The sequence below is a fragment of the Sphingomonas sp. NIBR02145 genome, assembly GCF_027359115.1.
In the GTDB taxonomy this organism is placed as follows: domain Bacteria; phylum Pseudomonadota; class Alphaproteobacteria; order Sphingomonadales; family Sphingomonadaceae; genus Sphingomonas; species Sphingomonas kyeonggiensis_A.
Map to the genome: position 1 here is coordinate 1,983,305 of NZ_CP114791.1, position 22,518 is coordinate 2,005,822.

Below are 22,518 nucleotides of genomic sequence, written 5' to 3' on the forward strand. Positions count from 1 at the left end.
CGCGCCCCTCCCTGGAAGGGAGGGGCTGGGGGTGGGTCCCGTCTCGACGGTACGGAGAGGCCTGACGATATGGTTCCGTATCGCCAGGCCTACACCCACCCCTCGATCCCCTCCCTTCCAGGGAGGGGAAGATGTATTACGGCACCGTCACCGTGGTCATCGGGACGTTCGCCAGCTCGGGCTGGGCCTTGAGCTGGGGCACCACGGTCTTGAGGTCGCCGACCACGACCAGGATGAGCTTGCCGAGCGGATAGGAAGCGTTGGCCGAGGCCTGCATCTGCTCCGGGGTCACCGCCAGCACCGCGGGCACATAGCGCTCGGTCCAGTCGCCCGGCAGGCCGAGGATGTCGCGCGTCGCCAAGGTGCCGACCACCGAGCCCGAGGTCGAGTTCGAGATCGCGAACAGCCCGGCCATATAGGTGCGGATGCCCCTGGCTTCCTCGGCCGGGACCGGCTCGGTCTGCATCCGGCGGATCTCCTTGAACACCTCGTGCAGCGAATCGCCGGTATGCTCGGTGGTCACGTCCGCCTGGAAGCCCCAGAGCGCCTGCTCGGGGGTGAACTCGACGTCCGAATAGGGCGAATAGGTATAACCCTTGTCCTCGCGGATGTTGGTCGTGATCCGCGAGCTGAACGCGCCGCCGAGCAGCGCATTGGTGACGCGCTGGGGAATGTCGGCATCGGTCCCCGCACGGCTGGCGTCGAAGGCGAGGCGCAAGGTCGCCTGCGGCGCACCGGGGCGATCGACCAGCACGATCTTCGGGCCCGGCTGGTGCGGGCTCTGCAGCACCACCGGATCGGGACCGGCCTGCCAGCCGGCGAACGCCTTCTCGATCGCCGCCTTCACCGTCGCCGTGTCGAACCGGCCGGCAACATAGAGCCGCGCGCGCTTCGCGCCGAACTGGCCGGCATGGAAGGCCTTCACCTGGTCGATCGTATAGCCCTGGAGCTGCGCCGCGCTCGGGATGATCCGGCCATAGGGATGGCTGGTGCCGTAGACGGTGCGGCCCAGCGCCACGTCCGCCAGCGTGCCCGGCTGCGACAGCGCGACCGAGAGCTGGCGGCCGAGATTGGCCTTCACCCGGGCGAGCTCGCTCGCCGGCAGCGTCGGGCGGACCGCCACGTCGCTGAGCAGCTGGATCGCATCCGGCGCATATTCGGAGAGCACATTGGTGCTCACCGTGGTCGACTGCATGCCGGCGCTGACGTTGAGCTGGCCGCCCATCCCCGCCGCAGCGGCGGCGAGATCGGAGGCGGTCTTGCCCGCCGCGCCTTCCTTCATCAGCGCGCCGGTGACTTCGGAGAGCCACACCGCATCGCCTTCATTGACCGCACCGGCGCGCACGCGCAGCGACACGACGGTCTTGGGCGCGATGCCATAGGGGATCAGCGTGACCTGAAGCCCGTTGGGCAGCGTGTAGGTCTCGGTCGCCGGCAGCTTGAACGGCTTGGGATCGGCGATCGGCGGCGCGGGCGGGAACTTGTCCTGGGCCAGGGCCGGCGTGGCGGCGAGCAACGCCACCGATGCGAGGAGCATGCGCTTCATCACTTGCCTCCCTTGGGCTGGGCGCCCGGCTCGACGACGTAGACCGAGCGGTTGGTCTTTCGGAGATATTCCTGGGCGGTCTTCCGGATCAGCTCGGGCGTCACCTGCGCGAAGCCCTGCTCGATCCGGTTCACCGCGGTGGGATCATTGTCGAACAGCGCATAGACCGCGAGCAGATCGACCAGGCCGACCCGGCCGCCCCCATCGATCGTGCCGTACAGGTCCGAGCGCATCTTGGTGCGGGCGCGCTGCAGCTCCGCCGCGCTGACCGGCTTCGCACGAAGCTCCTCGATCACCTCGTCCACTGCCTTGGTGATCTGCGCGGTGCTGTGGGTCGTGTCGTGGGTGAAGCTGAAGCTCCACAGCATCGGCCCGCGATAGTTGAACATGTTGCCGAGATCGCCATTGATCCCGCCCGAAAGCTCGCCGGCGATACCTGTATCGGTCACCAGCTTGCGGAACAGCCGGCTGTCATCGCCCTGGAGCAGGATCTGGTCGATCAGCCCCATCGCATACCATTCGGGCGTGCCGCGATCGGGCACGTGATAGCCCGCAGCATAGCCCGGCTTGGGCGCCAGCGCATCGACACGGCTCTTGAACTTCTCGGCGGTCTGGCGCGGCTCGGAAATGTCGGGCTGCTTGACCGGGGCGGCCGAGGGGATCGGGGTGAAATATTTCTCCACCATCGCGCGGGTCGCGGCATAATCGAGGTCGCCGGCGATCACGAGCACGGCATTGCTCGGCCGGTAGAACTCCTTGGAGAAGGCCTGGGCGTCGGGAACCGTCGCCGCCTCGATCTCCTTCAGGTCACCGTAGAAATTGTGGCTGTTGTACCAGTTGGTGTTGGCCAGCATCGGCAGGTCGATCCACGGCCAGGTGCTGTAGGGCTGGTTGAGGACGTTGACCTTGACCTCGTTGCCGACCACGCCCTGCTGGTTCTTGAGCACGACATCGTCAATCACCGGATTCTCCATCCGGTCCGCCTCGAGCCACAGCATCCGCTCGAGCGCACCCGAGGGGACGATCTCGTAATAGTTGGTGAAATCGAACCGGGTGGAGCCGTTGTTGACCCCGCCCGAATTGGTGATCGTGGTGTCGAACACGCCCTTGGGCGCGTGCTTCGATCCCTGGAACATCAGATGCTCGAACAGATGGGCGAAGCCGGTGCGGTCCCGCGGCTCCACGCGGAAGCCGATGCCGTAATAGACGCCGACCGTCACCGTCGGCGCGATCGTATCCCTGGTCAGGACGACGCGCAGGCCGTTGGGCAGCGTGAAATATTGCGTGTCGACATGCAGCTTGCTCGCCGCGGCGGGCTGCGCCGCCTGGGCATGCGCGAGCGCGGGAAGCGCAGTCGCGGCCAAGGCAAGCGCGAGGCTCCATTTAGGCATCAATTCCTCCCCGAAGGATGAGTCGAAGGTGAGTTATTCCATCGGCACACCGCGATGGGAAGGGGTTTAGGGGGGTCGCTCCACGGAGCGTCTCCACGTTCACGCTCAGCGGCTGGTGCAGCGGTTCCCCGGCGAAAGCCGGGGAACAGAGAGCTGAATGGTTGATACCCGAAACCCCGCCGCATGAGATCCCGGCTTTCGCCGGGATGACGAATGGGGATGGCCAGAGAGTGCGCCGATGAGATGACGCGGGATGCGGGGGAGGATGCAGTGACGGCCCCTCCCCCGTTTCGCCTTACTTCTGCGCGTTCGCCGACTGGTCGAGCGGCACCACCGGCAGCAGCACGCTGCTGGAGTTCGCGCCGCCATACATCAGCGTCACCGTCGCCTTCTGATAGTCCTCGGGCTTGGCGAAGAAGATGTTCGGCACGAACTTCTGCGGGTTGCGGTCATAGACCGGGAACAGGCTCGACTGGACCTGGACCATGATCCGGTGGCCCGGCTGGAAGACGTGGTTCACCGTCGGCAGGCGGAACTTGTATTCCTGGACCTTGTTCGCCGGAATGGCGGTCGGGTGCTCGAACGAGTTGCGATAGCGGCCGCGGAAGATGTCCATCGAGATCGGCAGCTGGAACCCGCCCATCTCCTTCTTGGTGACATAGTCGTCCGGATAGACGTCGATCACCTTGACCACGAAGTCACCGTCGGTGCCGGTGGTCTTGGCGAAGATGTCCGCGAGCGGCGCGCCCGAGACGCGGACCGGGGCGGTCAGCGGATCGGTGACATAGGTCATCACGTCGGGCCGGCCATCGACGAAGCGCTGGTCGGTGACGAGATAGGTCGACCAGCGACCGTCCTGGAAGTTCACCGGGCGCGGCAGGTGCGGCACCGGCTTGGCGGGATCGGAGACGTAGCTGTCCGATCCGGCGGCCGGCTTGTCGAAGCCCAGCCCCTCGGTCGGCTTGAGGTAGATCGGAGTCAGCTTGGCGTCGCAATTGGCCTCGCAGGCGAGCGGCCACTTGTTGAGATAGTCCCAGCGGTTCTCGCCGGTGTTGTAGAAGCTCGCCTTGGCCGGGGTGAAGGGCGGCGCGCCATCCTTCAGATAGGCGTTGAAGAAGGGCAGCAGGATGTCGCGGCGCGCCTGGAGCGCGGTGTCGCCCTCGAAGTTGAGCTGGCCGAGCGTCGAGCCGTTATAGTTGAAGCCCGAATGGCGCCACGGGCCCATCAGCAGGAAGTTCTTGTCGGCCTGCGGGGTCTTCTGCAGTTCCTCCCAGGCGTGGATCGCGCCGTACATGTCCTCGTGATCCCAGATGCCCTGCTCCCAGAGCGTCGGGATGTTCGAGGGGTTGGCGGCGAGCAGCTTGTCGAGCGCCTGACCCTGCCAGAACTTGTCGTAGGAGACGTGCTGGCTCATCTTGTTCCAGGCGGGCAGCTGGTCATAGCCGAACTGCTTGGCCCAGTCGCCGGCGGAGCCGACCTTGCGGAAGGTCTCGTAATCGTCCCAATCGGGGCGCGGCGGGGCCTTGCCGGCGCCCTTGTAGCCGGTCTGCGCGCCGATCCAGCCGATGTTCGCCAGGCGGAAGGCGCCGTGGTGGAACCAGTCATCGCCCATCCAGCCGTCGATCATCGGGCTCTCGGGGGCGGCGACCTTGAGCGCAGGGTGCGGGCCCATCAGCGCCATCACCACGGTGAAGCCCTCATAGGACGAGCCGAGCATGCCGACCTTGCCGTTGGTCTCCGGGACGTTCTTCACCATCCAGTCGATCGAATCATAGGCGTCGGTGATGTGATCGACCTTGGTCGGGTTGAGCGGACCGACCGGCGGGCGGGTGATGACGTAATCGCCCTCCGACTTGTACTTGCCGCGAATGTCCTGGAACACGCGGATATAGCCCGCCTTGACGAACACCTCGTCGCCCTCGGGCAGCGTGTTGATCATCTTGCCGCTCTCGGTGCGGACGACGCGGCCAGCGGCGTTGTAGGGCGTGCGGGTGAACAGGATCGGGGCGTTCTTCGCGCCCTTCGGGATGATCATCACCGTGTAGAGCTTCACCCCGTCGCGCATCGGGATCATCACTTCGCGCTTGATGTAATCGGCCGGGAGCGCGGGCGGCTGGAAGTTGGGCGGGATATCGTTGAACGCGGCGGGCGCCTGGGCCGGCGCGGGGCTTTCCTGGGCCTGGACGGCCGTGGCGGTGAGGATCGCGGTCCCCGCGGCCAGTGCGAGCAACGACTTCTTGTTCATGTGATGTTATCTCCCTGAGGAATGGCTTCTCGTAGGCCCAAATCCATCCGCAAGGAAAGAGCCCGCTCCTCCCTTTCGGAAGAAGCGGGCTCTTGTGTCCCCGATATGTCAGGGATCAGGCGTGCTCGGGCTGGCCGTACAGCTCGGCGGCAAGGTCGTCGGTCACGTGCGGGCGCGACGCGCCGATCGCTCCGATGCCGCCTTCATAGGCCGGGCGGCCGATCCGGAACGCGGCGGCGGTGCGCGCTTCGCTGCCGTCCGGGAGCGTGTAGCGGGCCTCGGCGACGACGACCGGGTTGAAGACGCGGCCCAGGTCGCCCTTCGGCACCGCGAGGTGCGCGTCGACGCGGGTGCCGTCGCCCGGCTCGATCGAGACCGGCGGGACGATCGTGTCGGCGCGGCGCTCGGTGAGCATCCGCTCCATCTCGCTGCCCTCGGCCTCATCGGCGAGCATGAAGCTCGAGATGCGGACGTTGCGGGCCTCGGTGTCGCCCGAATTGCCGACGGTCAGCTCGAAATCGACCATCGCCTCTTCCTCGGTGGTGCCGGCGCTCACCGGGCGCAGGCCGAGCTCGATCCAGGGACGGTGCGCGACCGGGGCGGTGGCGTCGGCGACACCGGCGAGGTCGTCCTTACTGGCATCGGCGAGTTCCGCCTCCTGCTCGGCGACGACCGGCTCGATCGCGGGCGGGACGACGCGCGGATCGATGCGCGGATCGATGCGCTCGTCGGCCGGCGGGACGATCACGGCGGCGTCGGGCGCTGCGACCGGCTCGACGATCGGCTCACGGGTCACGACCGGCGCGGCGGCGACGGGGGTCGGCTCGACATAGACCGGATCGGTGGTGGTCGTCTCGTCGTTGCGACGGCGACGGGCGAGCAGGAACACGGCGAGGCCGGCAACCAGCAGCGCGACGCCGCCGAGCAGCCACGGCCAGGCGATGCTGGTGCTGCTGGTCTGCTCGGTGGTGGTGGCGGTGTCCGCCGTCACCGGCGCAGCGGCTTCAGGCGCGGGCGCGGGCTCGACCTGGGGCGGCAGCGGCTCGGGCGCGGTCTGCACCGGCGGCGACGGCGGGGCGACCGGGGTCTCGGCGGTCGGGGCCGGGGCGGCCTGGCGCGCGGGGGCCGGAGCGGTGCGCGTGGTGGTGGTGGTCCGCGTCGTAGTGGTGCGGGTAGCGGTCGCACGGCGCTCGGCCGGGGCCGGCGCATCGGCGGCAGCGGCGCCGCGCTGCTGCTCCTCGACCGAGGGCACCTGCTGGACGACCGGGGCAGAGGGCTGGATGACCACCTGCGGCTGGGCCGCCGGCGCGGGGGCGGGCGTCGGGGCCGGCGTCGTCATGATCGGCGGCGGCGTCACCTGCTGGGGAGCGTCCTGCGCGAACGCAGGAACGGCGAGGAAAGCGGCGCCGAGAAACAGCGCGGCACGGGTGGTACGCATTACAGGTCTCTCCTTCATGTCGCAGGTTCAATGAATGGAACCCGGATTCCGTCGCGAAGGAGGCTCGAAACTGCGATGAACAGTGGGAGGGAAGCGATGAATAACGCTGTTAATTCAACGTTCACGCAGGATCAGGCCGGCTGCATTTCCTGCTCGATCCCCAAAAGGACGAACTCGGCGGGATGCGCTATCGCCACCCCGATCTCGAGACGCAGCCTGCCCGCCACCACGTCCTGCGCCGTCATCGTCGTGCCCAGCCCGACCGATACGAAATAGGCGTCGGAGGGCTTGGCACCCTGCAAGGCGCCCGCTTGCCACAAGGTGACAAGGAAGTTCTCGACCATGGCCTTCACCCTGCCCCAGGTCGAACTGTTGTTGGGCTCGAAGGCGAAGGCCTGCATCGCCCGGCCAATCGACTGCTCGACATAGATGCAGGCACGGCGGACCGCGAGATAGCGCCAATCGTCGCTGTTCCCGTCGAGCGTGCGCGCACCCCAGACCACGAGATTGTAGCCGGGGATGAAACGGAGGATGTCGACGGCCACGCCGTCCAGCGGCGCGTTGAAATCCCCCTGTTCGTCGCTGCCCATTCGAAAAGCCAGATCCGCGACGCCGCCGGACTGCGGATCCGCGACGACCTCGAACTGAACGCCGGCGGGCGGGACCCAGACGCCTTTCGCAAGATCGCTCCGCGCCCAGACCCCGGCAACCGCGCCGCTGGGCGGGGTGACCAGGTCGGCACCCGGCCCGCCCGGATATTGCAGCTTCAGCGCCGGGGCATAGGCCGCGCCATAGCTTGCAAATTCCGCAACCGCCGCCAGCGCGGCAGCGAGATCGGCTCGCCCCTGGCGGAGCGCCGGCAGGTCGGTTGCCTGAATGCAGCCGGGCAGATCGAGGATCGCCATCCGGTTCCGCAAGGTGCCGGCCTGGCGGAGCATCGCCTGGATCAGGCGCGCATGATCGGGCGTGGAGAGCAGACAGGCCTCGGGCACGACCAGCATCGTGATCTCCGCAACCTCCCCGGCCACTGCGAGCGCGGCCAGCAGCGCGTCCGCCGCAGGCGCGGCGAGCCGCCAGTCCCCAGTCGCTTCAGGCGCCGCCTCGGGCGCCCGCCCCTCCCAATAGCTTCCGGCGGAGATCACCAGGCAGCTCGCACCGCCATTGGCGAAGAACAGCCCGATCTGGACGGCGAGCTGGAACGCGGCGCCCGCGGGCGGCATGCCGCCGAACCGGAACGCAAATTCCCGCGCCGACGATATCCGCACCGGCTCGCCATAGGCGCCGAACGCCGCGAACTCCGTAAAGCCGATAAAGACGGGCATCGCGGTAATCACGCCCTGCACTTCCGGCACCGGCGAAGGAATCTCATCGACGTAGACGCCGGGCGTCTTGTAGCTGCGCTCCGTCATCACGCTTCCTTTCGCCATGAGGCTAGCCGGATGCAGCGTTTCCGCCAAACCCGGCTTGCACCGGTTTGACAGAATCCAACACGCTACCTATATCGCGCTTCCTACCACGGCTCCGGGAAATGATGCGTCGTCGCGCAACGCATCGGGCGAATTGGGGTCGCGGTCTCATAAGACGCTGAAAGCTGCCGAAACCCGAAATGGGAGTCGCGCGGCTTTTTCTGCGTCTTTCCGCACGTCCCGGCCCCGGACAGGGGCACCGAAATTACGGCTGACGAGGCAAAAACACCCATGGCAACCAAGGCAATCGAGGGCGGCACGTTCAAGCGCCGCATCCGCAAGGTGTTCGGCGACATCCACGAAGTGGTGCAGATGCCGAACCTGATCGAGGTTCAGCGCGAATCCTACGAGCAGTTCCTGCGGTCCAATCCCTCGATCGGCTACGTCTCCGGCCTCGAGAAGACCCTGCGCTCGGTCTTCCCGATCCGCGACTTCGCCGGCACCGCCGAACTCGACTTCGTGAACTACGAGCTCGAGAATCCGAAGTTCGACGTGGAAGAGTGCCGCCAGCGCGGCATCACCTATGCCGCTCCGATGCGCGTCACGCTGCGCCTGATCGTGTTCGAGGTCGATCCCGATACGGAAGCCCGTTCGGTCCTCGATATCAAGGAGCAGGACGTCTACATGGGCGACATGCCGCTCATGACCGAGAACGGCACCTTCTTCATCAACGGCACCGAGCGCGTGATCGTGTCGCAGATGCACCGTTCGCCGGGCGTTCTGTTCGACCATGACCGCGGCAAGACCCATGCCTCGGGCAAGTATCTCTTCGCGGCGCGCGTGATCCCGTATCGCGGCTCGTGGCTGGACTTCGAGTTCGACGCCAAGGACATCGTCAACGTCCGCATCGACCGCAAGCGCAAGCTGCCGGTGACGTCGCTGCTCTATGCCCTGGGCCTGAGCGGCGAGGACATCCTCAACTATTTCTACAACCGCGTGACCTTCGTCCGCGGCCCGAACGGCTGGCAGATTCCGTTCGACCCGACCAACTGGCGCGGCGCCAAGCCGTCGTTCGACATCGTCGACGCCAAGTCGGGCGAAGTGATCTTCCCGGCCGGCCAAAAGATCAGCCCGCGCGCCGCCAACAAGGCGCAGAAGGACGGTCTCGAGACCCTGCTGATCCCGACCGACGAGATCTTCGGCCGCTATTCGGCCTATGACCTCATCAACGAGGCGACCGGCGAGATCTATATCGAAGCCGGCGACGAAGTCTCGGCCGAGAACCTGGAGAAGCTGGACAAGGCCGGCATCGATCGCGTCGAGCTGCTCGACATCGATCACATCTCGACCGGTCCGTGGATCCGCAACACCCTCGCCGCCGACAAGGCCGAGGAGCGTCAGCAGGCGCTTGCCGACATCTACCGCGTCATGCGCCCCGGCGAACCGCCGACGCTCGAGACGGCAGAGTCGCTGTTCGCCGGCCTGTTCTTCGATCCGGAGCGCTATGACCTCTCGGCCGTCGGCCGCGTGAAGCTCAACATGCGCCTCGACCTCGACGCCGAGGACACCGTCACCACGCTGCGCACCGAGGACATCCTCGCTGTCGTCAAGACGCTCGTCGACCTGAAGGACGGCAAGGGCGAAGTCGACGACATCGACAACCTCGGCAACCGTCGCGTGCGTTCGGTGGGCGAGCTGCTCGAGAACCAGTACCGCGTCGGCCTGCTCCGCATGGAGCGCGCCGTGAAGGAGCGCATGAGCTCGGTCGACGTGTCGACCGTGATGCCGAACGACCTGATCAACGCGAAGCCGGCGGTTGCCGCGGTTCGCGAGTTCTTCGGCTCGTCGCAGCTCTCGCAGTTCATGGACCAGACCAACCCGCTCTCCGAAGTGACGCACAAGCGTCGCGTCTCGGCGCTCGGGCCGGGCGGTCTCACCCGTGAGCGCGCAGGCTTCGAAGTCCGCGACGTTCACCCGACCCACTATGGCCGTATCTGCCCGATCGAAACGCCGGAAGGCCCGAACATCGGTCTGATCAACTCGCTGGCGAGCTTCTCGCGCGTCAACAAGTATGGCTTCATCGAGACCCCGTACCGCAAGGTGATCGACGGCGTGGTGACCAACGAGGTCGTCTATCTGTCGGCAATGGAAGAGGCGAAGCACACGATCGCGCAGGCCTCGGCCGAGGTCGATGCCGATCACCGCTTCACCGAAGAGCTGATCTCGGCCCGCCAGGCCGGCGAATTCCTGATGGCGCTGCCGGAGACGGTGACGCTGATGGACGTGTCGCCGAAGCAGCTCGTCTCGGTCGCAGCGTCGCTCATTCCGTTCCTGGAAAACGACGACGCGAACCGCGCACTGATGGGCTCGAACATGCAGCGTCAGGCCGTGCCGCTGGTGAAGGCGGAAGCGCCCTTCGTCGGCACCGGCATGGAAGAGACCGTCGCCCGTGACTCGGGCGCCGCGATCGCGGCTCGCCGCGGCGGCGTCGTCGATCAGGTCGACGCGACCCGTATCGTCATCCGCGCGACCGGCGAGGTCTCGGCGGAAGAGAGCGGCGTCGACATCTACACGCTGATGAAGTTCGAGCGCTCGAACCAGTCGACCTGCATCAACCAGCGTCCGCTGGTGAAGGTGGGCGAGACGGTCAACGCCGGCGACATCATCGCCGACGGCCCGTCGACCGAGTTCGGCGAGCTGGCCCTGGGCCGCAACGCGCTCGTCGCGTTCATGCCCTGGAACGGCTACAACTACGAGGACTCGATCCTGATCTCCGAGCGGATCGTGAAGGACGACGTGTTCACGTCGATCCATATCGACGAGTTCGAAGTGATGGCCCGCGACACCAAGCTCGGGCCGGAGGACATCACCCGCGACATCCCGAACGTCGGCGAGGAAGCGCTGCGCAACCTCGACGAGGCCGGCATCGTCTATGTCGGCGCCGAAGTGGAGCCGGGCGACATCCTGGTCGGCAAGATCACCCCGAAGGGTGAATCGCCGATGACGCCGGAAGAGAAGCTCCTCCGCGCCATCTTCGGCGAGAAGGCCAGCGACGTGCGCGACACCTCGCTCCGCCTGCCCCCGGGCGTGGCCGGCACCATCGTCGACGTCCGCGTGTTCAACCGTCACGGCATCGACAAGGACGAGCGTGCCCTGGCGATCGAGCGCGAGGAAATCGAGCGCCTGAAGAAGGACAGCGACGACGAGCGCAACATCCTCAACCGCGCGACCTGGTCGCGTCTGCGCGAGATGCTGCTCGGCCAGGTCGCGACCGCGACGCCGAAGGGCCTGAAGAAGGGCGCCGAGATCGACGCCGATCTGCTCGACAGCGTGGATCGTCACGAATGGTGGAAGTTCGCCGTCGCTGACGACAAGGTCCAGGGCGACCTCGAGGCGGTGAAGGGCCAGTATGACGAGGCCGTGAAGCGCATCAAGGACAAGTTCGAGGACCGCCGCGAGAAGCTCGAGCGCGGTGACGAGCTGCCGCCGGGCGTGCTCAAGATGGTCAAGGTCTTCGTCGCGGTGAAGCGCAAGCTGCAGCCGGGCGACAAGATGGCCGGCCGTCACGGCAACAAGGGCGTCATCTCGCGGATCCTGCCGCAGGAAGACATGCCGTTCCTCGAGGACGGTACCCCGGTCGACCTGGTGCTGAACCCGCTCGGCGTGCCTTCGCGCATGAACGTCGGTCAGATCTTCGAAACGCATCTTGGCTGGGCTGCCCGCAACCTGGGCATGCAGGTCGCCAAGCAGCTCGAAGAGTGGCGCGAGCAGAATCCGGACGCGGTTGCAGGCGAGATGCCCGACGCCGTCAAGGACCGGCTCAAGACCGTCTATGGCGGCCACTATGCCGAAGAGATCGAGGCGCGCAGCCCCGAGCAGGTCAACGAGCTGATCCACAACATCCGCACGGGCATCCCGATGGGCACTCCGGTGTTCGACGGTGCGCGTGAGGCCGATGTTTCGGACATGCTGGAGCTCGCGGGTCTCAACACCTCGGGCCAGTCGGACCTGTTCGACGGACGCACGGGCGACAAGTTCGACCGCCAGGTGACCGTGGGCATCATCTACATGCTGAAGCTCCACCACCTTGTGGACGACAAGATCCACGCGCGTTCGATCGGCCCGTACTCGCTCGTCACCCAGCAGCCGCTGGGCGGCAAGGCACAGTTCGGTGGCCAGCGCTTCGGCGAAATGGAGGTCTGGGCCCTGCAGGCGTACGGCGCTGCCTACACGCTGCAGGAAATGCTGACGGTGAAGTCGGACGACGTGGTCGGCCGCACCAAGGTCTACGAAGCGATCGTCAAGGGCGACGACACCTTCGAGGCCGGCATCCCCGAGAGCTTCAACGTGCTCGTCAAGGAAATGCGCTCGCTGGGCCTCAACGTCGAACTCAAGGCGCTGGAAGACGGCACCGAGGACGACGCCGGCCTGGCCGAGGCGGCGGAGTAATAGGAAAGGCGGCCCGCGGTTCAGGAAACCGCGGGTCGCCCTTCCCCTCCCCGCCCAGAAGATTTGACCCTCCAGAGGGACTGAAAAATGAACGAACTTACCAACTTCGCGAACCCGCTCGCCAAGCCGGAAACCTTCGACCAGATCCAGATCGGCATCGCATCGCCGGATCGGATCCGTTCGTGGTCGTTCGGCGAGATCAAGAAGCCGGAAACCATCAACTATCGCACGTTCAAGCCCGAGCGTGACGGCCTGTTCTGCGCGCGCATCTTCGGTCCGATCAAGGATTACGAGTGCCTGTGCGGCAAGTACAAGCGCATGAAGTACAAGGGCATCGTCTGCGAAAAGTGCGGCGTGGAAGTGACCGTTTCGAAGGTCCGCCGCGAGCGCATGGGCCATATCGAGCTCGCCGCCCCGGTCGCGCACATCTGGTTCCTCAAGTCGCTGCCGTCGCGCATCGGCCTGCTGCTCGACATGCAGCTCAAGCAGCTCGAGCGCGTGCTCTATTTCGAGAGCTACATCGTCACCGAGCCGGGCCTCACCCCGCTCGAGAAGTTCCAGCTCCTCACCGAGGACGAACTGCTCGACGCGCAGGATGAATATGGCGAGGACGCGTTCTCGGCCGGCATCGGCGCCGAGGCGGTCAAGATCATGCTCATGGATCTCGACCTGGAAGGCGAGCGCAAGGAGCTCCTCGAGGAGCTGGCGGTCACCAAGTCGGAACTGAAGCCGAAGAAGATCATCAAGCGCCTGAAGGTCGTCGAGAGCTTCATCGACTCGGGCAACCGCCCCGAGTGGATGATCCTCGACGTCGTGCCGGTCATCCCGCCCGAGCTGCGCCCGCTGGTGCCGCTGGACGGCGGCCGCTTCGCGACCTCGGATCTCAACGATCTGTATCGCCGCGTGATCAACCGCAACAACCGCCTGAAGCGCCTGATGGAGCTGCGCGCGCCGGACATCATCGTCCGCAACGAAAAGCGCATGCTGCAGGAAGCCGTTGACGCGCTGTTCGACAACGGCCGCCGCGGCCGCACGATCACCGGTGCCAACAAGCGTCCGCTCAAGTCGCTGTCCGACATGCTCAAGGGCAAGCAGGGCCGCTTCCGTCAGAACCTGCTCGGCAAGCGCGTCGACTATTCGGGCCGTTCGGTCATCGTGACCGGTCCGGAACTCAAGCTGCACCAGTGCGGCCTGCCGAAGAAGATGGCGCTCGAGCTGTTCAAGCCCTTCATCTACGCCCGCCTGGACGCCAAGGGTCTCTCGATGACCCTGAAGCAGGCGAAGAAGTGGGTCGAGAAGGAGCGCAAGGAAGTCTGGGACATCCTGGACGAAGTGATCCGCGAGCACCCGGTTCTGCTGAACCGCGCTCCGACGCTCCACCGTCTGGGCATCCAGGCGTTCGAGCCGGTGCTGATCGAGGGCAAGGCGATCCAGCTCCACCCGCTGGTCTGCTCGGCCTTCAACGCCGACTTCGACGGCGACCAGATGGCCGTGCACGTTCCGCTGAGCCTCGAGGCCCAGCTGGAAGCGCGCGTCCTGATGATGTCGACCAACAACATCCTGTCGCCGGCGAACGGCAAGCCGATCATCGTGCCGTCGCAGGACATGGTGCTGGGTCTCTATTACCTGTCGATGCTCAAGGAAGGCGAGCCCGGCGAGGGCATGCTGCTCGGCGACATGGCCGAAGTGCACCAGGCCCTCGAGGCCGGCGCCGTCACCCTGCACACCAAGGTGATCAGCCGCGTTCCGCAGACCGACGAGGAAGGCAACACCTACCTCAAGCGCTTCGAGACCACCCCGGGCCGCATGCTGCTCGGCGAGTGCCTCCCGAAGAGCCACAAGGTGCCGTTCGACACCGTCAACCGCCTCCTCACCAAGAAGGACGTGGGCGACGTGATCGACGAGGTGTATCGCCACACCGGCCAGAAGGAGACCGTGCTGTTCGCGGACGCGATCATGGCGCTCGGCTTCCGTCACGCGTTCCGCGCGGGCATCTCGTTCGGCAAGGACGACATGATCATCCCGGCGAGCAAGGAAGCGATGGTCGACGAGACCCGCGCCCTCGTGAAGGACTATGAGCAGCAGTATCAGGACGGCCTGATCACGCAGCAGGAGAAGTACAACAAGGTGATCGACGCCTGGAGCCGTTGCGGCGACCAGGTGGCGGGCGCCATGATGGACGAGATCAAGGCGGTGAAGCGCTTCGAGGACGGCCCCAACAAGGGTCGTGAGAAGCCGATCAACGCGATCTACATGATGGCCCACTCGGGTGCGCGTGGTTCGCAGGCGCAGATCAAGCAGCTTGCCGGCATGCGCGGCCTGATGGCCAAGCCGTCGGGCGAGATCATCGAGACGCCGATCATCTCGAACTTCAAGGAAGGCCTGACCGTCCTTGAGTACTTCAACTCCACCCACGGCGCCCGTAAGGGCCTGGCGGACACCGCGCTCAAGACGGCGAACTCGGGTTACCTGACCCGCCGTCTGGTCGACGTGTCGCAGGACTGCGTGATCATGGAGCTGGACTGCGGCACCGAGCGTGCGCTGGAAATGCGCGCGATCGTGCAGGGCGGCTCGACCATCGCTTCGCTTGGCGAGCGCATCCTCGGTCGCACGACCGCGGAAGACGTGGTCGACAAGGACGGCAACGTGGTCATCCCGACCGGCACCCTGCTCGACGAGCCGGCCGTGGCGAAGATCGAGGCCCTGAACATTCCGGGCATGAAGATCCGCTCGCCGCTGGTCTGCGAAGCCAAGATCGGTGTCTGCGGCAAGTGCTACGGGCGTGACCTCGCCCGCGGTACCCCGGTGAACATCGGCGAGGCCGTCGGCGTCATCGCGGCGCAGTCGATCGGTGAACCGGGCACGCAGCTGACCATGCGTACCTTCCACATCGGCGGTGCGGCGCAGCTGAACGAAACCTCGAACCTCGAGGCGGCTGTCGACGGCACTGTCGAGTTCCGCGACCTGCGCCTGATCGAGGATCAGCGCGGCCGCCGCGTGGTGCTGAGCCGTTCGGGTGAGATCGCCATCCTCGACATGGAAGGCCGCGAGCTCGCGGTCGATCGCATCCCCTACGGTGCGTATGTCATGTTCGACGACGGCCATATCATCTCGAAGGGTGATCGCATGGCCGAGTGGGATCCGTTCACCATGCCGGTGATCACGGAAACCGGCGGTGTCGTGAAGTACCAGGACCTGCTCGACAACAAGACGCTGACCGAGCAGGTCGACGAAGCGACGGGCATCGCCCAGCGCGTCGTCACCGAGTATCGCGCGGCCAGCAAGTCGAAGGAGGACCTCCGTCCTCGCCTGACCCTGACCGGCGAAGGTGCCGCCGAAGCCGCCCGCTACATGCTGGCGCCGGGCGCGGTGCTCTCGGTCGAGGATGGTGCGACCGTGCAGGCCGGTGACGTTCTCGCCCGTGTCGCTCGCGAATCCGCGAAGACCCGCGACATCACCGGCGGTCTGCCGCGCGTCGCCGAGCTCTTCGAGGCCCGCAAGCCGAAGGAAAATGCGATCATCGCGAAGGTCTCGGGCCGTGTCGTGTTCGGCAAGGACTACAAGGCCAAGCGCAAGATCGGCATCCAGCCCGAGGACGGCGGCGAGGTCGTGGAGTATCTGGTTCCGAAGTCGAAGGTGATCGACGTTCAGGAAGGCGACTACGTCAAGCGTGGCGACAACCTGATCGGCGGCTCGCCCGATCCGCACGACATTCTCGAGGTGCTCGGCATCGAGCCCCTGGCGGAATATCTCGTGTCGGAAATCCAGGAAGTCTATCGACTGCAGGGCGTGAAGATCAACGACAAGCACATCGAGGTGATCGTTCGCCAGATGCTGCAGAAGGTTGAGATCACCGAAGCCGGCGACACCACCCTGCTCCCCGGCGAGCAGGTGGATCGTACCGAGATGGACGAGACCAACGAGAAGCTGGCTCCGGGTCAGGCTCCCGCACAGGGCAAGCCGATCCTGCTCGGCATCACCAAGGCGTCGCTGCAGACCCGCAGCTTCATCTCGGCGGCGTCGTTCCAGGAGACCACCCGCGTCCTCACCGAGGCTGCGGTCCAGGGCAAGCAGGACACGCTGATCGGCCTCAAGGAGAACGTGATCGTCGGCCGTCTCATCCCCGCCGGCACCGGCGCGGGCATGAACCGTCTGCGTGTCGCCGCTACGAGCCGCGACGCCGCCCTCCGCGTCCAGCAGCGTGCGCTGCAGACCGCGCTGGTGGCGCCGAATTCGGCCGCGGAAGAGCGTGAAGCCGAGCATGCGCGCTCGGCACGCGACGCCGAGGGCACCGGCAGCGATCCGCTCGCCTCGGTCGTGCCCTCGGGCCATGGCACCGATGCCGACGCCGGGGACTATCTGACCGAGGAGTGATCTCCTCGCGACGTTAGGAACTGACGCAAGAAACACCGCCGTCCGGGCAACCGGACGGCGGTTTTCTTTTGGGGCGAGCCGAGCAGTTTGCGCGGCCGTCCGGGTGTGGCGCGATTGCCTGTGTCACCATGCTCCGGCGAGAATGCGCGCGGGCGGGACGTTGGAGAAACACATGCTTCGACACGTGCCTGCCTTCCTGCTGATCCTCGGCCCGGTCCCGATGGCCGGGGCCGACCCCGCACCCGCCGCCCAGCGCGCCGGGCAATGCTCGATGAACTCCCTGCCAGAGCCGGAGAAGCGGCGGCTGATCGAGGGCTACAAGCTGCGACTCAAGACCCAGGGCCGCGCCGGCGCCGATGCCTGGGCGAAGTCGCAGGAGGAATCCACCTACCAGCAGCTCGTGGCGCAAGGCTCCTGCCCGGCCACCCGCGCCACCGCGCCACGCCAGGCCGCAAGGGGCCCCGCCCCCGCGCGCACGGCCGGCAAAAAAGTGATCCTCAACAAACAGGGCAAGCCGTGCCGCAACATCACGGTGGAGAACCAGGTATTCCCCGGCTTTGGCGGCGAGCCAATGCGATTGGCGCTGGTGCAGGTCTGCAAGGACTGACGCAGGCGGAAAATAATCCGGCGCAGGCGATTTCCCCGAACCCCGTTCGTCGTCAGACTTGGGAAATACAGGGCGCTTCCGGCGGACCAGAAGGAGAGGAACGATGCGGGTAATGGTGCTGGTGAAGGCAACCGAGGACAGCGAAGCGGGCCTGATGCCCTCGACCGAGCTGCTCGACGCGATGATGAAGTATAATGAGGAGCTGGTGCAGGCCGGGATCATGACCGGCGGCGACGGGCTCAAGCCTTCCTCCGCAGGCGTGCGGATCGCATTCGACGGAGCGGGGCGCACCGTGATCGATGGCCCCTTTGCCGCAACCCGCGAGCTGGTCGCCGGCTATTGGCTGTGGGAAGTCAAGGACATGGACGAAGCGATCGCCTGGGCGAAGCGCTGCCCCAATCCGATGCCCGGCCCGAGCGAACTCGAGATCCGGCCCTTTTACGAGATGGCTGATTTCGGCGCGGAGCTCACGCCCGAGATCGCCGAGCGCGAGGCCCGGCTGCGCGAGCAGACCGAGAACCGCTGACCGCCACGATCGACAAGCACCGGAATGGATCAATCCCATTTCGCTTCACAGGGCCGTTACGCTGCCATGGGATCGAGGCGGGATTGATCCCTAGGGCCTTCCGGGGGATGATGGACGCACTTCGTCTTCGAACGTGTTGAAATCCGGGAACGATGCCATGTCGATCGGTCGCTGCTGCGCGCTTCTGCTCTGCCTGCTCACCCCGGCCCTGGCTCAGGCGCAGACGGGTTCGTCCGACATCGTCGTGCAGGGCAATGGCGAGGAGAAGAAGAGCGACTGGCGCCGCGCCGAGACCGCGCACCTGATCGTCTACAGCGACGGCAGCGAAAGCGAGCTCAAGCGCGTCATCACCAATCTTGAGCGGCTGCACGGTCTGCTTTCGCGCATCTATCGTGGCGGGGCGAAGACGGACGAGACCGCCAAGCTGCAGGTCACGCTATTCGGCGACGGCAATTTCCAGGACAAGCTGGGTCTGCGCAACGTCCGCGGGATCGAAGGCCCCTATGCCGGCAGCTTCGCCGAGCAGCGCTATTACGACATGCGCGAGGAAGGCGACGTGATCGCCATCGCGCGCAAGGACCAGCTGCTCGACATGAACACCAAGCGGGCCGAGGACCTCGACTGCGCCGACGCGCTGGCCGAAGGCGCGTGGGACTGCCCCTTCCCGCCTCCCTATTTCCCGCCGCTGGTCCGGCGCTGGGATGCTGTGCTCTACTCGGCCTTCGCCCAGCACTTCCTGCGCACCCATACGCCGGACGTGTTCCCCCGCTGGTACATCGACGGCGTCGGCGCGATCTTCTCGACATTGCTGGTGCGCGAGAACGGCGTGATCGACTATGCCCGCGCGCCTGACGGCTATCGCGCCTTCTACCGCGCCTATCAGCCGATCGACGTGGGAGATGTGGTGACCGGCCGCTATCTCGATGCGCCGAAGAACCAGTGGAATCCCTATCAGGCCTGGGCGATCGCCCATTATTTCCTGTTCTCGAACCTGAAGGCCGAACGATCCAAGCAGTTCCGCGCCTATCTGGCCGCGATCGGCCGGGGCAGGCCGATGGCCGAGGCGGCGCAGGTGTTCGGCGATCTGGGCAAGCTGCGCGCCGATCTGACCACCTATCGCGGCAGTGTGCTCGCCTATGCCCGGACCGCCAAGCCGCTGGCGCGCGAGGAGGAGCCGCTGGTCACCCGCCTGTCGCTAACCGGTGGCGCGATGGTCGAGGCCCGTCTCCAGCTGGGCGCGCGCCTTGCCCCCTTCCCCACCGATACCGCCGCCGCGGAGCCCTGGCTCAGCCAGTTGCGCGGCAGGCTCGCCACCCTGCCCTATGAACCCGAGGCGATGCTGGTCGAGGCCGAGGCCGAATGCCGCGCCGGCCACGCCGATACCTGCCTCACCATGGCCGAGCGCGTGCTGGAGAAATCGCCGGACGATATCCGTGCGCTGAGCTGGAAGGGCGTCGCGCTGACGACGCAGGCGGTTGCGGCGCCGGCCGCGGAACGCGCCGCCCTGCTCGCCGCCGCCCGCAAGACGCTGGAGCGCACGATCCAGCTCGACGGCGAAGCGCCGCTGCCGCTGATCGCCTATTTCCAGAGCTATGCCCGCCTCGGCGAGCGCGTGTCCGATACGGCGATGCGTGGCCTGGCCATCGCGATCCGCGCGGTGCCGGCAGCCCCTGCCCCGCGGCTTTACATGGCGCAGGAGCTGGTGCGGCAGAACCATGCCGATCTCGCCCGCCAGGTCGTCTGGCCGCTGCTCTACGGCGCCGACGACACACCCGAGAAGCGCGCTGCCCAGGCGCTGTTCACCGGCGGCAGCGCCACCGCCGCGCGCTAGTCGCGCTCGAGCTTCCAGGCGGCGTCGAGATATTTCTCCGCCGCCACCCTGAGCGCCGGCTCCTCGTCAAAGGCTTCGGCCGGCAGAGGCGCGATGCCAAGCCCTTCCATCACCACCCACAAGGCGAACTTGCGCGAGGGCTCCTGCTCGACACCGAAATCGATGCGCAGCCGTTCCTCGCCCCGCGCGCGCTCGGCTTCGCTGAGCGCCTCGGGTTCGTCGGTGTCGAAATAGTGGAGTAGCAGTGCGTCGAGGTCCATGTGCCCTACTTCGGCGCACGGACCCCGATCTGCAAGCGGGGCAATTACGCCGCTTCGCCGCTCGCAAGCCATGCGGCGCATTCCGGGCCGAGCTCGGCCAGCGCCATCGCCTCGTAATTGGCGACATCCTGAGCGGTGAGCACCTCGCGCCAGCGGCCATTGGTGCCCTTGTTGATGAAGGTCTCCGCCCCGCCGTCCCAGAACACGCCGCCCAGCGGCGCCGACCTGGCGGCATTGGCCTTCATCCAGTCGAAGCTGCAATGGCGCAGGATACGCGGGAAGCTCTCCGCCTCGATCTCGATGTCGAGGAAGGCCGCGATCTTGCGGATCTCGCCCGCCAGGTCGCGCTTCAGCGCCTCGAAATGGACGAGATGGACGTTGGGCAGGTCGCGCACCGCCCACCAGCTGCGCACATTCTCCCAGAAGGACCAGAACGGGGCGCCATCGCCGTCGAGCCATTCGCGGAAATATTCGGCGACATCGGGATTGGCGCGCGGGATCGGCGGGCCAACCCGGCCGGGCGTGTTGTTGAGGATCTCGTACCAGGCGTCGGTCGCGTGGAAGTGATGGTTGTGCAGGCTCCACGCCACGTCGCGGCCGTCACGCGCGACATAGAGATATTTGGCTCTGGGGCTGAAGCGCAGCGCGTCCACCGGCAGATGTGTCTTCAGGATCCGGCGATGCTCCTGCTCCTCGAGCGCGGCGAGCTTCACCAGCACCGGCGGCACGCGCAGGTCTACCCAGGGCGAGATCTCGGCCACCGAAACCTCGGGATCGCCACCGAAGATCAGTTGGGCGACGATCTGCTGCGTCCAGGTGGTGCCGGCCTTGGCATAGGTCGAGACGACCACGTCATCGGCGCGAAACGACAGGTCGTTCCACACGGTCGAATCGAAATGGTGGTTGTGCAGCTCACGCAGCTTACGCGGATACGCCGCCGGCTTCGCAGCCGGCGCAAAGGTCACGGGCATCTCGTCAGTCCTTCAGGGGGTGCGACCAGTGATTTATTCTTGCAACACACCAGCGTCAATTTTCAAATCACGCCAAGTGTTATCAAGATAAACGAGCGCTATAGCCCGGTGCTATACCGTAAAACTGCAGTAACTCCCTGAAACAATTGAAACGAGAATTACCGTTGACTATCAGGACTTTGCACATCGATTTACCAAAATCGACGCGCAACGCCCGGTCAGAATTCCAATGTCGCCCGGAGCGTGAGCACGGTCACCCGTGCCGCATCGACATCGCCGCCGCGATTCCAGATGAACTGCACGTCGGGCTGCAGCGTCAGGAAATCGGTAAGCTTGTCGGAGAAGGTGAATTCCACCGCATTCTCGGCCTGCGCGGTATGCACGCCGTCGCCGCGCAACAGGTCGCGATACCCCCTCGAAAGATAGGCCTGGTTCACGCCGAAGGAGACCTGGCTATCGTCGCGACCGGGCAGGACATGGGTGGCGAGCACGCCCGCCTGCCAGCCGCCCTTGAACGGGCTGGTCTTGCCGTCCGAGATGCCGGCGCGGACGAACAGGCTGGTGGCGAAGGGGCCGTCCTGGTCACCAATCGCCTTCTGCGCGATCACATAGGCGCCGCGCGCATGGCGGCGGATCGGATCCCCAGCGCTGTCGGTCTCGGCGATGTCGTCCTGGCGCTCGCTATAGCCCCAGGCACCCAGCGCGAACTTGTTGCCATCCTTCTCCACGCCCGCCTCGCCGATCAGCAGCACACCGTGGTGGAAGTCGAATGCGTGGCCGCGATCGTCGCCGAGCGCGCCGGCGGTGGCATTGAGCAGCGCGACCCGTGCGAAGCCCGCGCCGCCGAAACGCTGCTCAAGCCGCACGGCCAGCGCCGTCGTCGGGAAGATCGAAGGGCCGTTGGGCCCGGTCGAGGCGATTTCCGAGCCCACGCCGAAGGCCGGGGCGATCAGCAGGCCGGCGGCATCATTGGCGTAGAATTCGCTGTTGAGGTCATACAGGCCGGCGCGCAGCGAGGTTGCGGCGCCGAGCTTCTGCTCCACCCAGATCTCGAACAGGCGCAGCTTCGCACTGGCGACTTCGATATTATCGACGCCCTGCAGCGTACCCGCCGCGTCATTGGGGCGGCCGCCCAGATTGTTGAGCACGTCGACATGGAAGCTCGCGCCGTTCCAGCCGACCAGGCGCTCCAGATCGCCATTCGCTTCGATGTTCAGGTCGTCCAGCCCGAAACTGCGCAGCTTGCGCCGGTCCGCCGCCACGCCCGAGAGATCGGCGCGATAGGTGGCACCGATATCGAGTGCCGGCTCCTGCGCGTCCTGCGCAAATGCCGAAGGAATGACCAGCAGAGAAAGTACGGACACCGCCGCACCGAAATTCGCACGCATTTAGCAAGCCCCAGTTACCGACATCCCTCGGAAACATTTGTAGAGGGCTCGAACCCGCAGCGGACTTTCCACCTATAATTCGTGCT

General features: G+C 66.1%; 12 protein-coding genes and 1 pseudogene. 5 read left to right on the forward strand and 8 right to left on the reverse strand.

Annotated features, from left to right (window positions below; translation table 11 throughout):
* Window positions 1–136: 136 nt before the first annotated feature.
* From O3305_RS08775 to O3305_RS08795, 5 genes are all read right to left on the reverse strand, one after another.
* A complete protein-coding gene (locus tag O3305_RS08775; RefSeq protein WP_269576050.1) occupies window positions 137–1,546 on the reverse strand; it encodes a M16 family metallopeptidase in 1,410 nt (469 codons plus the stop codon).
* On the reverse strand, window positions 1,546–2,937 hold the full coding sequence (locus tag O3305_RS08780) for a M16 family metallopeptidase (RefSeq protein WP_269576051.1): 1,392 nt from the start codon (window positions 2,935–2,937) through the stop codon (window positions 1,546–1,548). The genes O3305_RS08775 and O3305_RS08780 overlap by 1 nt, the downstream gene beginning before the upstream one ends.
* Window positions 2,938–3,232: 295 nt before the next feature.
* Window positions 3,233–5,182, reverse strand: coding sequence for a CocE/NonD family hydrolase (locus O3305_RS08785; RefSeq protein ID WP_269576052.1), 1,950 nt, complete (start codon window positions 5,180–5,182; stop codon window positions 3,233–3,235).
* 115 nt (window positions 5,183–5,297) lie between these two features.
* Entirely contained in the window at window positions 5,298–6,620 is a 1,323-nt protein-coding gene (locus O3305_RS08790) for a hypothetical protein (protein WP_269576053.1), read from the reverse strand.
* Between the two features lie 131 nt (window positions 6,621–6,751).
* Complete coding sequence (locus O3305_RS08795) at window positions 6,752–8,029, reverse strand: phage tail sheath family protein (RefSeq protein ID WP_269576054.1); 1,278 nt, start codon at window positions 8,027–8,029, stop codon at window positions 6,752–6,754.
* 288 nt (window positions 8,030–8,317) lie between these two features.
* On the opposite strand from O3305_RS08795, the gene rpoB reads away from it, so the two are divergent.
* The 5 genes and pseudogenes from rpoB (at window position 8,318) to O3305_RS08820 (ending at window position 19,813) form a co-directional block, all read left to right on the forward strand.
* Window positions 8,318–12,475, forward strand: a complete 4,158-nt coding sequence (gene rpoB, locus O3305_RS08800) for a DNA-directed RNA polymerase subunit beta (protein ID WP_269576055.1) — start codon at window positions 8,318–8,320, stop codon at window positions 12,473–12,475.
* Window positions 12,476–12,562: 87 nt separating this feature from the next.
* Window positions 12,563–16,849, forward strand: a complete 4,287-nt coding sequence (gene rpoC / locus O3305_RS08805; protein WP_269576056.1) for a DNA-directed RNA polymerase subunit beta' — start codon at window positions 12,563–12,565, stop codon at window positions 16,847–16,849.
* Between the two features lie 172 nt (window positions 16,850–17,021).
* Window positions 17,022–17,456, forward strand: coding sequence for a hypothetical protein (locus tag O3305_RS08810; protein WP_269576057.1), 435 nt, complete (start codon window positions 17,022–17,024; stop codon window positions 17,454–17,456).
* 103 nt (window positions 17,457–17,559) lie between these two features.
* Window positions 17,560–17,907: pseudogene (locus O3305_RS08815) on the forward strand (YciI family protein); the annotation flags it as partial.
* Window positions 17,908–18,139: 232 nt separating this feature from the next.
* Complete coding sequence (locus O3305_RS08820; RefSeq protein ID WP_269576058.1) at window positions 18,140–19,813, forward strand: hypothetical protein; 1,674 nt, start codon at window positions 18,140–18,142, stop codon at window positions 19,811–19,813.
* On the opposite strand, the gene O3305_RS08825 is transcribed toward O3305_RS08820, so the two are convergent.
* The 3 genes from O3305_RS08825 to O3305_RS08835 form a co-directional block, all read right to left on the reverse strand.
* Window positions 19,810–20,073, reverse strand: coding sequence for a hypothetical protein (locus tag O3305_RS08825; RefSeq protein ID WP_184168546.1), 264 nt, complete (start codon window positions 20,071–20,073; stop codon window positions 19,810–19,812). The genes O3305_RS08820 and O3305_RS08825 overlap by 4 nt on opposite strands.
* Window positions 20,074–20,117: 44 nt before the next feature.
* On the reverse strand, window positions 20,118–21,044 hold the full coding sequence (locus tag O3305_RS08830; RefSeq protein ID WP_269576059.1) for a sulfotransferase domain-containing protein: 927 nt from the start codon (window positions 21,042–21,044) through the stop codon (window positions 20,118–20,120).
* A 218-nt stretch (window positions 21,045–21,262) separates the two neighbouring features.
* A complete protein-coding gene (locus O3305_RS08835) occupies window positions 21,263–22,408 on the reverse strand; it encodes a carbohydrate porin (RefSeq protein ID WP_269576060.1) in 1,146 nt (381 codons plus the stop codon).
* Window positions 22,409–22,518: the final 110 nt, after the last annotated feature.

Excerpts from the sequence above, each read along its gene's own strand:
- O3305_RS08775 (WP_269576050.1), bottom strand. The coding sequence starts at position 1,546 with ATGAAGCGCATGCTCCTCGCATCGGTGGCGTTGCTCGCCGCCACGCCG.
- O3305_RS08780 (WP_269576051.1), bottom strand. The coding sequence starts at position 2,937 with ATGCCTAAATGGAGCCTCGCGCTTGCCTTGGCCGCGACTGCGCTTCCC.
- O3305_RS08785 (WP_269576052.1), bottom strand. The coding sequence starts at position 5,182 with ATGAACAAGAAGTCGTTGCTCGCACTGGCCGCGGGGACCGCGATCCTC.
- O3305_RS08790 (WP_269576053.1), bottom strand. The coding sequence starts at position 6,620 with ATGCGTACCACCCGTGCCGCGCTGTTTCTCGGCGCCGCTTTCCTCGCC.
- O3305_RS08795 (WP_269576054.1), bottom strand. The coding sequence starts at position 8,029 with ATGACGGAGCGCAGCTACAAGACGCCCGGCGTCTACGTCGATGAGATT.
- rpoB (WP_269576055.1), top strand. The coding sequence starts at position 8,318 with ATGGCAACCAAGGCAATCGAGGGCGGCACGTTCAAGCGCCGCATCCGC.
- rpoC (WP_269576056.1), top strand. The coding sequence starts at position 12,563 with ATGAACGAACTTACCAACTTCGCGAACCCGCTCGCCAAGCCGGAAACC.
- O3305_RS08810 (WP_269576057.1), top strand. The coding sequence starts at position 17,022 with ATGCTTCGACACGTGCCTGCCTTCCTGCTGATCCTCGGCCCGGTCCCG.
- O3305_RS08820 (WP_269576058.1), top strand. The coding sequence starts at position 18,140 with ATGTCGATCGGTCGCTGCTGCGCGCTTCTGCTCTGCCTGCTCACCCCG.
- O3305_RS08825 (WP_184168546.1), bottom strand. The coding sequence starts at position 20,073 with ATGGACCTCGACGCACTGCTACTCCACTATTTCGACACCGACGAACCC.
- O3305_RS08830 (WP_269576059.1), bottom strand. The coding sequence starts at position 21,044 with ATGCCCGTGACCTTTGCGCCGGCTGCGAAGCCGGCGGCGTATCCGCGT.